Below are 14,621 nucleotides of genomic sequence, written 5' to 3'. Positions count from 1 at the left end.
AAAGACTCATAAAAAAGGGCTTCAAATGCTGACCTCGCCTCATCGCAGGTCAGGGGCCCAGACCACTTCAGAAATAACCTCCAGTTCGTTCCAGAGAACTGAAAGACCGAGGCCTTTCACGTAGGTCCCATAATCAAAGAAAGGCTTGACCCCAATATCTTCAATTGCAAACCAGGTGGCATCACATTCAGGGCACAGGAGCAGTTCTGTGCCAGTAGCCTTGATTCTGATATGCGCGATGTAATCCTGCTCACACCTTGGGCAAGCTATTCTCGCCATCGAATTTGAAAACAAAATGAAGCTCCTGCGGTTATGTTTCCCGAAACCCGTATGCCTCAAGAAACTCTTTATCACTCGATTCAACGGCAAGCACTGCTTCCCCGTACCGCTCAAGATCATCGCTCAGCCAGGCTTCTCCAGGTCGTAGCAGATGAAACTTCACCGTCGCATCGAATTTGTCAGCTGAAATGGCTCCCTGCAGAACACCCGGCAGACTGGATTCATTCCACGTTTCAAACACTGAAGACAAGTACGAGAGCGCGCATGCCAAAAAATCGGTGTTTACGTAATCATCGATATGGATCGAATTAACGAAACACTCATACCCCGTTCTATCTGGGAAGTTCTTCAGGCTTGCATTCCTCTGGAAACCATCCAGGTTCGCCAGAAAAACACAGCCATCCCGTTCTACGAAACCGGACCGTGCAATATCCACCAAGTCACCGGCCAGAGAAGCACGTCCCGTTCGACGGAGCATTTTCTCCATTTCGCTGTTAAATTTCACACATCCCCCTCAACATCACTATACGGCGTCAAGCACCCTGCTCAGGGCTGAAGCAGCCCTTAAGAGTTCGGTGTCAGCACTCAAGCGACTCACTTCAGCCAGAGCAACAGCAACCTTGCGGGACGTTTCGACATTCTCATGCCAATACATGTCTCTCAAGCCCGCAAGCGCAACCAGCAACTCACCGTCATATCTCTCGCCTTCCAAAACGTCATCGATAAATAAAGCGATTCCGATGGGCAATATTTCCCGAACATACAAATCCTGCCTCAATGCACGACACACATCTCCCACACTCAGGCAATCCAAGGGCGTATCGCGCACGGACAAATACCACTCATCCAAAGACGAGAGCGGTCTCGAAGTCTCGTAAGAATCCAGCTCTTGTTCCAAATCTCGAAACTTCATGTCCGGCTCACTCCCAAGCACTAAAAGGGGACAGATTTATTAAACAAAACAAATTCAGGTCAAAAACGCGCTACATTTTAAAGCCATAGAACAAACGATCAAATATTCCGCACTTCTTTAATGTAAGCAGAAATCCCCCCTCCCCCTTCATCCACGTGCAATCGACAACATTGGGGGCAGCGATAGACGGTGACAGCCCCGGTTTCGAAAAACTGATAAAACTCTTCTTCAGTCAAACCACGGCTCGAGAGCGCATTATCGATATCATCTTTCTTCTGTTCCGAGACCAGAGAGAGCTCAGCTTCAGACGTACCTTTGGACAGATTTATTATATAACCGCAAACACAAGCAAATTTCGGCATAGTCCCTCGCTTCGCGCCATGTAACTACTCACACTGTCAATTAACAGAGGACAGAACTATTTAATCAAATAGACCTGCCCCCCCATTTCAATAGCTTTATCTCCGAATAATGACAGGAATAATCATCGGTGCCGGCGGTACAGGTGGGTTGATCATCCCCTTGCTTTCCACCACAAGAACGCCCTTCTTCTTGATGGTTTCAAACAATCGCTCAGTCGCTGCAGCATCAATGTAGCCACCCTCATCAATCGAAACACTCAATGCCAGCTGTCGCCGTTCCTCAGTCAACTGTAATTGCTTGGTACGGAAGAAAGTATGAAGCGACATTTCCTTGATGCTCGACAAGTCAACGTGCACGACCTCGACGTACTTCAACGCTTTCGCATCCCACCCCTGGACATAAAGCCCATTGACAGTCAGCGCAAAAGTACAGAATTGGTAGGTGCCCGTGTTCGACCCTGGCGTGGAGATAATCAATGAGCAGCGCCCGTGCTGAAGAATTGGATCACTAAGAGCAGGGTCATCTTTTACGATCTGCGAAGAAAATTGGGCCCGATCATAGTAAACCGTCGCCTTGTCTACGGGCGTGGTATTGCAGCCTGACGTCAGCAGAGTAATGCCCAGCAATAACGAGATTCCGAAACAGCGCATAATCATCCTTTAAAAGAGAAAACAATCAATAAACACGAACACCTGAAGCGAAAAATTAACGACACTACACTCAACACACAACCAACAGAGCAAACCAACTCAGTTCAATCTCCTGCATCAGTCATACTTAAACTTGGTTGTGACTTGCTCGCCTTCTCGATAGGAAAGGACAAAAGACCTCCATGGTTCTCCGCGTTCGTCAGCATTTGTTTTTAGCTGATCAACCAGATCGAGCATTATTGCACCGTTGTAATCGACTTCCGCATCCCAGCTCTCCACCCCATCCTTCTCTACAGCCAACTCGGTCTCGATGTAGCCCTCTCCCCACTCCACACCATAGTGAAAGGCATCGTAACCGTGAACTATTCCAGCTTCGATCAGGTGAAAAATCTCCTGGATAATTTTTACGTCTTCAGTGATCACTCCATGCCTCCTTACGGCAAACTCAGCATCAAAACTTCTTGGGAGTCTTCTGGCATCTCGAGCAGGCGCTTCCATTGCTCATTCAAATAAAAAAGAATAAAAAAGAAAAAAGGGGACACCCATTAACCTTGACTTGAAGCCGGCTAATGGGCGTCTCCGCTTTCTGAATTTTGAAAATTGGAATTATTCATACGCTATTGCCGCCCACAGAGCTTATTCAAAACCATCAACAATCTTGAATAAACAAGCAATTGCACTTCAAGAGCGATAACCCCATTTAAAAGAATTATCTTCAACGGAAGGACAACATTAAAATCCCTATTTTCCGACGCCCGGAATCAAAAGGGACAGATTTATTACAAATAAAAATGGGACAATCAAAAGGAGACAGACAGATTTATTTAATTAAATAAATCCGTCCCCTTTCAATACTTTCAATACTTTTAATAGCACCCTTTCAATAAACAAATCTGCCCCCTTTCTTTCTTCAATTCAAAAAGAGATAACCCGCAAGAGCTCTTCTATTTTCGCCTTATCTTCAGGATGACGCTGAAGGTACTTCTCACAAGCTAGCCGAAGATACTCAGTAAAAACCGATTCGCTGACGACAATGGTGTCCTCATCACTCGGGGGATAGCCATAGGAAAATTCCACCCCTTCGAAGTGTTCTTCGTCGAGCGGGCTGCTTTCATCAGGAAAGTTACAGTATGCCCCATCCACACTGAACCCCCATCTTTTCACAAGATAGCCAACCGCCTCGATAAAACGGCCGTCATCATACATCCTGTCAAAATACCCTTTAACAATCCAATTAGGGTCTGACTGGCTATATGGCTGACCGAACAACTCTCTCATATGCACCTCACATTTTTAGTTCGGGTGGACATTATTCACCCTACCTGTGACCTTATCTAAATACACCCTGAACGAGATGCCGCCGGCAAAAGAGGTATATTGGCTCAGTCCTTTGGATTGCGCATCCTTGAAACCAGCTGCTGCGGCCTGCTGCCCTAGATCATCATGTGTTATTTATTTCAACCCCCCTATACTTACCAAACACCGGCCCACAAAACTTACTACACCATCTTATCAGACTCATACTTATCAATAACATTTTTGACAACCCCAGCAACCCACGACCTTTCCAAAACAACTTCAGATATCGTTATTGCATCAATCCCAAGCACCTCATCACCCTCATAACTAATACAACTTAGATCCGCAGCCAGCAGCCTAACTTTTGACCCACAAGCAACAGCAAAAACAAAACACTCAAAGCCTTCTAAATTATAGGTCCCTGCGTTAAACCTATAATCTTCAACGAACCCATCTTGAACCTCCCCCCCTAGCTTCTCAGGTAACATTTTTTCCAGCATAAGGATGAAAGCTTTTTTTGAGTCCATATTGAAAATACTTAAATCCTCTACCGGATTTGTGAGCGCATTCTCCGTCTGCAAACAGTGAACATCACCTCCCAAAGTTGCAACTTGTGCCGCCCCTGGAAAAAAATTGGAATTTATAATGTAGTGAAATATACCATTCTGACAGCTACCTTCAACGTTCCACGGCGTTACACAGTCCATTAAAATTGCAAATTTTGTTGGTTCACCAAAAATCATATACTCACCTCCACTTCCCTTTCAGTCCAAATGCTTTCTTTACCGCTGTTGGAATGTTGGCTTTATTCAGCGGGGCTTTAACATCACCGGTGCTTCCTGCCCAGTGCCAAGTACCATCATTACCGTCTGTAAACTGATGAACATTACCCTTATCATCCAGCGAGTACCTTTTTTTACCTTCCTGTATGGACGTCTCAAATAGCGCTAGCGAATTTTTCGGCTCAATACCTGCATTTGTGTTATTTCCCGGCATATTGTAAGTATGCTTGGGGTTAGACTTATACGTTAAACCATTATTAGCTGGAGTACGATCCGGATACGGTATCGGACTGCCGCGATTTTTGCCAACTATCGATGCAACAGACGTTTTATCACGTCCGCCAAACCCTGTTCCTCCTGCCTCGATCGCACCTTTCAACGCGAGGGCAGCCTTCATGTAAGGTGGCAGTGAGTTGAACAGAAGCCCCATATCGTACTGATTTTCTTCAGTCACGAATGCTCTGAGGCTCTGCGCATCGGCATCATTCAGTCCAAGAAACCAACTGAGTGAGCTGACACCGTCAGCAACGGAGATTCCGCTTACCAAATCTTCTTGATAGTAGATCGTGCATGCCCCAGCAGTTCCACCACAATCCGCGAGCATCTCGGCACGTTTTTGCGCACTTAGCCCCTTGTACTTTTCCCAGATAACTTCAGTGGACTCACCTTTGTTTTTTGCTTCGCGAAGCTCACTGGCCCAGTTCAAAACATCCTTAGAGCTGAGCCCGTTGTTTTCGACAGCATTCTTTCCAACGAGAGCCGCGGTGACGGCATCTAACGAATCAGTGCCGGTAAATGCCCCCCCAATTCCCGCGACGAGCGTAGCAAGGCTGGAAATAGTCTGTTTTTGCTCCGATGTTAGTCGGTCATTACTAATATCCCCATATAGTTGTTCTTTGAGTATTCTGGCAACTTCTTCTGCCACCACTGCGCCGACCGCCCCCGTAAGGACAGAGTTACCATTCACTTTCGCAATCAATGCCCCCAGCACCGCATGAGCCATCAGGTTTGCTGTCTTATCTCCTTCAGTGGCATCCCTGATAGCTTGCGCGACGTATGGCGCAGCCGCCCCAGTCAGCGCACCTGAAATATTGCCTCCCAAAACGCCTTGAACTATGGATGTGATCGCTTGAGCAGCCTTCTGGAAGCTGCTACCCATCCCAAAGTCGCGTTGTACCTGCTGACTGATTTGCTCAGGCGTCGGATTTTCGAACCCCTGTTCTTTGAGCTTTTGGACAGCAACTTTCGCGGTTTCACTTTGAGGATCGTTCGCCTCCTTCATTTTTGCGGCGGCTATCGCGTCGCTAATACCTTTGCTTAGCTCAATTGCACTTTTTACAAGCTCGACGCGCTCCTTCATCGCCGCTTCATCTGGCCTGTCGAGCTGCTGATTGGCATTTTTTGTATCGCGATTCAACCCGACCAGATCATTGGCTCCATCTGCATTACGCACAACGATGGTTCCATCACTGACAGCGCTGCGTGTCTTGCTGCTATCAGAGTCAGTGAGCGACACACCGTACAGCCCACCAACCGAAGCATTGACGGCGCCACCTCCATAACTGCCAGAGACACTGACACCTCCCGATTGAGCATTGATCTCACTGATGTTCTTTATGTCGCTGACAATTAATCGATCTGTGCTTAAGCGGTTTTTGTCGGCTGTGGCATCACTGGCGATCACGCCGCCTTCAAGGGTCGTAGTTTTCCCTACTTCAATGTTGTATCCACCGCCCCCTGCAAAGAACCCCGTCTGATCAGTGACAGCCCTATACTCGCTGTCCATGTTGCCGAATGCGAGATTAGCCGATCCGGTTACCGGGGCACCGAAACAGAACGGAGGGATACAGATACTCGCTCCAAAACCACCGCTGCTTTGTTTATTTTCTTGAGTCTCGACGTCTTGGCGAGAAACGATATTTAGATTGCCACCAATATTCGCGTTGATAGTTTCGGAACTGACCTGCGCACCCGCCAATGTAGTGTCTCCACCACTGCGAAGCACCAGAGACCCAGCCCCCAGCGTGGTATTGACCTGAGTAACGGAATGGCCATTACCCGTAGCTTTTGAGCCTGATGCTCCAAGGTCAAGAGTGAATCCATTTTGTTGGCCCAAATTGAAACTGGCGCCAATCGCGGTTTTGTTGCCAGTGTTTTTATTGCTCCACTCTGTGGTGTTTTGCGCGCTTTCCAGGACGACATCCCGTTTGGCATCCAACACAGCAATGCCTGCTGTGTTCAAACTGCTTCCCGCGACGTGGATGTCGCCTTGGGATCCCGCGGCGGCACCATTAGCGATAATAGTGAGCCCGGTACCAGCATTAACTGTGCTTTGCTTTGCGGTCTGACTGCTATACGTACTCGTGCTTTTGCTATGGGTGTTAGAGAGTTCGGTACCGATTTTAATCAGCGAGCCATTACTGGCAGCTCCACCTTCTTTCGCTTTATAAGCCTTTGTTGGATCGTCGGCACCGCCCAGGTTATACATTGCCAATGCTGCTTGAGCGATCTTGATCGCTTTAAGACGAGGATCATCAGCATCCTTTACAGTTTTTACTGCCGTGCGGATCGCATTGGCAGTGTCGACGATTGCGCCGCCTATAACTCGTCCGACCCCCAGATTGTTGCTTTGATCCTGAACAGTTTGATTTAGTGTTTCTTTGCCTGCTGCGATGCTCACATTCGAGCCCATCAGCGTCATATTTTTGATACTGAACAAATCACTGGCGATTACGCTTAAATCACCGCCAGCCACCAGGCTTACATTGCCTTGACTGGAGCCGATCGTACTACCGGTCAGAGTGGTCTGCGACATTGTGCCGTTATGCTTCACGCCACCGACGGACAAATGTTGATTTCCCGTAATATCGTCGACACCAAGCTTGTTCGCCGTCAGTACACCTGTGAAGTCTCGGTTTTTTTCCTTGTGTGCCTCGGTTCGTGTCAACGTGTTCTCTGCCGCTGTGATCGTCAGATCTCGCACGGCGCGAATTGTCATGTCTTCGGTGCTGACTACAGCAGAACCCGCGATGTTCACATCACGCTTGGCAGAAATTGCAATCGTATTACCGGATACCAGACTACCCACAGCCGTCGTCTGGAATTCAGAAATCTGATCCTGAACCTTACTCGACTTAAGCCCTCCCCAACTGCTTTTACTTGAGCTGCTTTCATGTCGATTGCTGCTGGAGTCAGTGACTGCGATAATCTTTACATCATTTCCTGCCCCTAGACTGACGCCTCCGTTTTCCGAAATAACATTGCTGCCCTCGATCGACAAATCACGACCTGCTGCCAATAGGCTATTTCCACCTGAGGTAACAGAACTGCCGACATTAGTTGTACTGGATGTCTCGTTCAGCTGACTCTTTTTTCCAGAGGAGTTCTTCTTGGTTTTGCTGAGAAAACTGTATTCATCGTCTCGCGCACTGCCCAGCAGCAGGTTTTCCCCCGCAACTAGGTAAGCTTCGGAACCAGCGCTGACTTGACTGGCAATCAGACTCAAGTCCTTACCAGCATTCACTGTAACTTTGCCGCCCGCTGTGAGACTGCTCGACTGCTGCTGGACAGAGTCATCTTGTGCGCGGAACTTCTTATTCCATCCCCCCCGATGTGACTCATTGGCCGCCGAAGTCAAGGTCACATCCCCTAGTGCCAACAGTTCGGCATCACTCTTGACATTCAGTTGACTGGCGACAACGTTGATGTCTCCCCCAGCCGTTACTTTCAACGCGCCTCCAGAATCGACATCCGAACCATACTGCTTGACCGACGAATTCAAATAATTGGTATTGCTGTTGGTCGCGTTCTGTTCAGTCGAGTCGATATGCACATCGCGCCCGGCACTAAGCGTCGTATCGCCACCACTCTTCAACACGCTGCCACTGTTACTGATGTCACGACCGGCGCCGATAACCAGTGCATTTGCCGCTTCGATACGCGCAGCGTTGTCGACAAAGTCGGTGGTTTCGCTGAGGCGTCCGTCAGTGCTTCGGTGAGTCGTGACGGTGCGTTCGTTGATCACGTCGCCGTGTTCGGCGGTGAGCGTGACGTCGCGACCGGAAATGATCCCGCCTGCCTTGTTCGTCAGGTTGTCGGTCGCCGTCATCTTCAGGAGATTGCCGGCCTCGACCAGTCCGCTGCTCACCAGATCCTTCTTGGCTGTTGCATCGAGATTTTGACTGGCGCGCAACGTGCCGGAGTTCTCCAGGTTTTCGCCGGCAATCAGCGTGACGTCCTTGCCCTGAATCAACGCGCCCGTGGATGCGAGACGGTTGTTGGCATTGGCCAGGTACAGCACCGGCACCAAGACCTTTTCGCCGTTCACTTCACGCTCTTCGAGCCAGACGATGTCGTGGGTCAACGCCGCGACCTGCTGTGCACTGAGGGTGACGCCTACACTCAGATTCAACGCGTTCTTGCTGGCGATGGCGTTGTCCATCAGATACTTGTAGACCGCCTCGTCGGAGGTCTGTCCATCGATGAAACGCTGCCCCGTGCGAGCCACGACGGCTTGCTGGACCAGCTTCTGTTCGAAGAGGCCGTCGCCCAGTCGCTTGGCGCTCTGGTCGGCGTCGTAGCCCAGCCCCTTGAGCAGATAATCCGAGCTCATGAACTGCTTGAGATCGGTGAGTACCGGGTTGGTTTCGATCAGGTATTTGTGCGGCTGGGACTTGCCAGTGTTGCTCGGCATGCCTTGTACCCGATTGATGGTTATCGGGGTTGCCGATGGATCGGCGGTGACTTTGCCACCGCTTAGCGTCCAGCTTTGCGGGCCAGTGGCGGTCGGATTGCTGCTGCCTTCGGAGCTCAGGCGGAACAGGCCGTTCTGGCCCGTCGGCAAGCTGAAACCTGGCAGGTCGATCGGGCTGACCTGCTGCTGGGCCAGATCCGGCGGCAGTTGCGGGTTGATTTTGACCACCGTGGAGTAGCCACTGCCGACGCCCGTATCGGTGTTGGTTTTGCCCGCCGCGACGTAACTGTAGTAAGGCCGCACGACGCTGTTGTCGATGGTCTGGGTCGCGTTCAGTTCGATGTTGCCACCGGCCTGGATCACGGCGTCATAGGAATTGCTGGAACCCGCGACAGTGGTCGTGCTTTCCGTGAGCTTGCCACCGCCCAACATGCTGATGAAGCTGCTCAAGTCCGATTCGACGGTCGCAGATGGCGCCGGACTGTTTTTCTTGTTGAAAGCAGCTGCTGCCGGCTCTGTCGCATAGATCTGGTCGACGTAGTTCCAGTAGGTACGCTTGGTGATGATTTCCTGTTCTTGCACGCCCTTGTTGGTGATGGTGCCGGCGTGGACAGCTATATCACCGGTGGCGGCAATGGTACTGCTGCTGTTGTTCAAGGCCTGGACGTTGAGCGACATGTCGCCGCCGCTCGTCAGGCTTGCGGCTGCGCTGCTGTTGCCGACTTTCAGGCTATCGGTCTCGGCGATCTCCCAATGTCCGTTGCGTCGACCGCCACTGCGAAAATCACACCCGGCAATCGGAATCAGGTTGCAGTCCAGTTGCGTGATCACCACCGAGCTTTTTTCATGCGCGGTGTATTCAAGAATGTCCCTGACGTTATTCACGGTCAGCGCATTGATGGTCAGGTCCTGTGCGCTGTAGATCTCGCCGGAACGGTTGTCCAGCAAATCAGCCTTGCCGCTGTCACGATCCCGGCCGATGTGTACGTTGTTCAGCCCATACACATTGCCGTAGGCGTTGGTGAAACTGGCCAACAACAGGCGCATGTCGCCGCCGCTGGTAATCAGGCCCCTGTCATTGAGGAGTGCACCGGTGGTCAAGGTCAGGTCTTTGCCGGAACCGAGGGTGCCGTAGTTGTTGACGTTGGCGGCGGTGAGGGTCATGTCGCCGCTGGAGGTCAGTCGCCCCTGATTGGTCAACAGACCAATTACATTGATGGTGGTGTTGCCGCCGCCGGCAATGCTGGTCGCAGCGTTGAGGGTCAGTTGGTTGGCCTTGAGCGTCAAATCGCCAAGACTGCTGGTACGACCGTTGCCGGAATAATCGCCCCACAAAGTCATGTCGAGCGAGCCGTCGCTGGCGATCAGCCCGTCGTTGTTCCAGTTGCCACCGTTACCGATCAGTTTGCTGGCGGCCAGCAACTGCCCGCTCGCCGTCTGGTTGAGGTTGTTGATGTTGACCGTCAGACGATCGGCCTGGATCAGGCTGCTGTTGGTCCAGCCATCCGCAGTCAGCGTCAGTCCACCGCGTGTGACGAAGCTGCCGCCGGCGCTGCCGAGCTGTCCGGTGGCGATGTCGAAAATCCCCGTACCGACGTGCAACACATTACCGCCAACGTTCAACAAGCCACCTGCGCCGAGACTGAGGTCATTGTTGGCGCTTTCCACAGTGCCGTTGCGGTTATCGAACAGGCCTGCAAGGCTGAATGTGGTCTTTCCGGAGCTGCCAAGTGCGCGCAACTGGCCGGTCTGGTTGTCGATGCTGGCAGCACCTATGCTCAAAATGCTGGCGCTTTCGATAATGCCTTTGCGGTTGTTCAGGGCGCCGCGCAGGCTTAGGTCGATTTGTTGCCCGGCGATCTGCCCGCCGCTGTCGCCGGCGTTGTCAAAATCCTTGCCGGTGACACTGACGCATTGCTTGGCAACCAGTGCGCCGTTGCGGTTACTGAAATTGCCGCTGCCGCCCAGATCGATGATCGCATCACCGCTTTGCGCCGTGATCCGGCCTCCCTCGTTCTCTAGACCTGCCAAGGCCTTGAGTGTCAGATACTGCGCCTGAATCACGCCGCCCTGGCCATTGCGCAACACGCCCGTAACCTGAGCAGTGAACGCACTTTTGAGGCTGGAGAGCACACCGCCACGGCTGTCGAGGCTGGCAGCGGTGATGTTGAGAACGCCGGTTTTGGCAACGAAACGACCGCTCTGGTTATCGATGGCGCCGCCGACATTGGCGGTGAGCGCGCCTTCGCTTTGCAGGGTTCCCTTGACGTTATCGAGGCTGGCAGCGGCCAGTTGCAAATCAGCGGTGTCGCTGTAGATCAGGCCGCCACTGTTTTGCACTACGCCGCTGGCGGCGATCGTCAGGGTGTCGTTGGCAGCGACGGTGCCGCCATCGCGGTTGTCGAGGCCGCCGGTCGACAGACTGAGCAATTTCTGGCTGACCAGTTTGCCACCCTGGTTATTGATTTGTGTGGCACGGGCAATCACTAGCGGGCCAACACCGACCAATTGGCCCTTGGTATTGGTCAGCGTGCCGAGAAGGTCCAGATTGACGGCCATTTCACTGGCCAGCACACCTTCAGTGTTGTCCAGGTCAGTACCGGTGAAACGGATGTCCTGTTTGGCGTTGATGGTCGCACGGGTGTTGTCGAGACGTTTGGCGGTGATATCCAGAGCCGCGCCGCTGTCGATCTGGCCACCTTGTGCGTTGTTCAATGTGCCGGTGACCGTCAGGGTCTGCGCACCCTCGCTTGAGAGCGCACCTTGGTCCGAGTTATCGATGTTGGCCGCAGTGATCTTCAAGATGCCTTTGCTGGCCAGCGCGCCGGTATTGCTGTTGCGGATGTCGCCCGTGAGGTCGACCAACAGGTCGCCATCACGGCTGGACAACGTGCCGTGATTACGGTTATCGAGACTGCCGCCAAGCAAACTCAGGTTTTGCCACCCGGAAATCAGGCCATTGAGATTGCGTGTGCTGTCAGCGTTCAGATCCAGCCGCTGACGACTGAAAAGCTTGCCGTCACTGTTGTCCAGATTTCGCGCGACAAGGGTGTAACTCAGGTCGCTGGAGAGTTCACCGCCCTGGTTGTTCAGATCCCGCAGATGATTGATGCTCAACTGGCCCTTGGTTGTAATCAGGCCATTGCTGTTATTGAGGTCGCCCATCGAACCGCTGAAATCAATGGCGATGGCGCTACCGAGCAGCGAGCCGCCATTCTGATTGTTCACATTGGCGGCGGTGATGGTGAGATTTTGCGTGGCGTTGATCAGGCCCTTGTCCTGATTGTCGAGCTGACCGTCAGCATGCAGATCCAGGTCGGCGCGACTGGTAAAAGTACCGCCATTGTTGTTCAGGCTGCCCACTCGGGCATCGATGCGGCTCGCGCCGATGAGTCCCTTGATATTGGTCAGTGCGTGCTGCACCTGCAGGGTCAACGCCTGATTGCTCAACAGTTTGCCATTGCTGTTGTCGAGGCTGTCGGCAGCCAGAGTGAACGCCTGGGCACTGGAGATTTCACCGCTACGGTTATCGACCTGTTGCAGGTTTTTCAGCACCAATAACGGTGCGTTTATCAGCCCCTTCTGATTGTTCAAGGCGCCATTGTTCAGATCCACCGTCAGCGACGTGTCGCTCGTGAGTTGCCCGCCATCGTGCTGATCGAGGCTGGCGGCATTGACCGACAAGGCTCCGTTGCTGGCGATCCTGCCCTTATCGCTGTTATTGATGTGACCCGCCTTGAGCGACAGACTGCCGAGTGAGGTCAGTTTGCCGTTTTGGTTATTGATCGACCCGGTGGTGGTGATGCTCAAGGCCTTGCCGGCATTCACCAGACCCGCCACGTTGTCCAGCGTTGCCATGCGCAAGGTCACATCTTGCAGGCTCGACACTTCGCCGCCGCGGTTATTCAACTGGCCGACGCTGCCATCGAGACGCCCGGCACTATTGATCAGACCGTTGGTGTTGAGTACCTGACTCGCATCGAGACTGAGAGAGCCCGTACTCAGCACCCGCCCCTTGTTCTGGTTATCAAGGGTGGCGGCCGTGACCCGCGTGTTCTGCGAAGTCAGCGTGCCGCCCTGGTTGCTCACGGTCTGTGTTGCGTTGACCGTCAGGTTGCGACTGGCAATCACGCTTTTGCCGGTGTTGTCGATGTTGTGCGCCCTGATGGCGACGTTGCCTGCCGCGTTGCGGCTGTTGTCCGCATTGACCCCGGCTTCGATGATGCCGCTGTTGGTCAACTGGCCACCGGCGGTCAGGCTGATGTTGTCCCGCGCGGCGAGGGTCTGGCGGTTGGTCAGGTTGCCCTGGGTCTGCACATTGACGTTCACACCGGCATACACCGGTCCTTGAGCGTCGAGGCTGGCCGCCGTGATGTTCACGTTGTTCGCGGCGGAGGTCTGTGCCAGGGTCAGTTGGCCGTTGGCATCGATCTGGATATCACCGCCGCTGGCCGCGACGTTGCCCGCCAGTTTCACCCCGACACCGGCCTCGGTCCCGACCAGCTTGATCGCCCCGGCGTACATCCCGCCGAGCGCCGAAGAATCGATGGCCAGTTGCGGTTTGGCACTGCCGTCGTCGGCGCGGGCCGTGGCATTGAGGTTGTCGGCGTTGACGTCGTTGCGACCGGCGATGATGTCGAGGTTTTTCGCCTGGATCTCGGCGTTGATTTTCGCGCTGCGGGTGATGATCTCGAAACGGTCGACGTTGTTGGCGTTCAGCCCCGCGCCTTCGATCGCGATGCTGCCCTGATCGACCTGAAAACGGTCCAGTCGACCCGAGCCATCAAGCACCGGTTTACCGGTGGTCAAGGTCACACGCGGCGAGTTGATGAAACCGCACCCGTTGCAGGTGATGCCGTACGGGTTGGCGACGATCACTCGCGCCGACTGTCCCGCCACCTCGGTGTAGCCACGTAACTGGCTCGGGTTGCCGCTGATGACTTCGTTGAGGATCGCCTGGGCCGCGGCCCGGTTGCTCAGGTTGGGGTTGCCGACAATGATCCCGCCCAGTTGCGTCTGCCCGGTCTGCGCCGCCACGTTGTTGAGGATGACGCCCTGCGCTCCGACGTTGTAATCGTGGAACTGGTTGTGCGACAGCCCCGCGCCGTTGGGCGTGGCGATATTGATGACCGGCACGCCGTTGCCCGCCTGGCCCAGGCTCGTGCCCGGATTGGCTACCACAATGCCGTCCGCCTGCGCCCACATCGGTTGCCAGAACATGACGTTGGCCAGCAGGAACGCCAGACCACGTTTGGGCATGCCCAAAAAGGTTTCGCGATTTTTTACGGCCGCAGAAGGCTGGCCAGCCATGAAGGTCAGGAGGCGAATATCCATTTCAGAATCTCGGGAGCAGGCATGAACCGGAAGTACATTCCGGGCGTCAACAGGACCAGGTATTGCACCGGGTAAACACACCCGATCACTCGACCAGAAAAGTGACATCAAAATAGTGGCGCGATACTAGATAGCCATCATTTTGGCGTCAATTAATGGTTTCACCGAAACAGTGTTATCGATCAACGGCATCCGGAAAATCGTCCGACTCCGGCAGACGCGCAGGATATTTCGCAGATCAAGTAGCGAAATCCGACAAACACGCCGTCGACGCTTCCGAAAGAGAAATGACTGACAGGTAATTGCGC

8 protein-coding genes are annotated in these 14,621 nt (G+C 53.1%); all 8 read right to left on the bottom strand.

Annotated features, from left to right (window positions below; translation table 11 throughout):
• Window positions 1-310 precede the first annotated feature (310 nt).
• Window positions 311-784 carry a hypothetical protein gene (locus OQ248_RS23610; RefSeq protein ID WP_265814197.1) on the bottom strand — a complete coding sequence of 158 codons (474 nt, stop codon included), beginning with the start codon at window positions 782-784 and terminating at the stop codon, window positions 311-313.
• 18 nt (window positions 785-802) lie between these two features.
• Window positions 803-1,192, bottom strand: coding sequence for a contact-dependent growth inhibition system immunity protein (locus OQ248_RS23605; RefSeq protein ID WP_265814196.1), 390 nt, complete (start codon window positions 1,190-1,192; stop codon window positions 803-805).
• Window positions 1,193-1,290: 98 nt separating this feature from the next.
• Complete coding sequence (locus OQ248_RS23600) at window positions 1,291-1,554, bottom strand: hypothetical protein (RefSeq protein WP_265814195.1); 264 nt, start codon at window positions 1,552-1,554, stop codon at window positions 1,291-1,293.
• A 96-nt stretch (window positions 1,555-1,650) separates the two neighbouring features.
• Window positions 1,651-2,181, bottom strand: a complete 531-nt coding sequence (locus OQ248_RS23595) for a hypothetical protein (RefSeq protein WP_265814194.1) — start codon at window positions 2,179-2,181, stop codon at window positions 1,651-1,653.
• A gap of 141 nt (window positions 2,182-2,322) precedes the next feature.
• Window positions 2,323-2,628: a hypothetical protein gene (locus OQ248_RS23590; protein WP_265814193.1), complete on the bottom strand. Its 306-nt coding sequence runs from the start codon at window positions 2,626-2,628 to the stop codon at window positions 2,323-2,325.
• A gap of 492 nt (window positions 2,629-3,120) precedes the next feature.
• Window positions 3,121-3,483: a ribonuclease toxin immunity protein CdiI gene (cdiI, locus tag OQ248_RS23585; RefSeq protein WP_265814192.1), complete on the bottom strand. Its 363-nt coding sequence runs from the start codon at window positions 3,481-3,483 to the stop codon at window positions 3,121-3,123.
• Window positions 3,484-3,704: 221 nt separating this feature from the next.
• Window positions 3,705-4,247, bottom strand: a complete 543-nt coding sequence (locus OQ248_RS23580; RefSeq protein WP_265814191.1) for an immunity 42 family protein — start codon at window positions 4,245-4,247, stop codon at window positions 3,705-3,707.
• A gap of 4 nt (window positions 4,248-4,251) precedes the next feature.
• Entirely contained in the window at window positions 4,252-14,313 is a 10,062-nt protein-coding gene (locus tag OQ248_RS23575; protein ID WP_265814190.1) for a hemagglutinin repeat-containing protein, read from the bottom strand.
• Window positions 14,314-14,621 lie beyond the last annotated feature (308 nt).

The organism is Pseudomonas sp. COW5, from assembly GCF_026240005.1.
GTDB lineage: Bacteria > Pseudomonadota > Gammaproteobacteria > Pseudomonadales > Pseudomonadaceae > Aquipseudomonas > Aquipseudomonas kribbensis.
The sequence above is the reverse complement of the archived record's forward strand: the minus strand, read 5'-3'. Positions and strand labels throughout refer to the sequence as shown.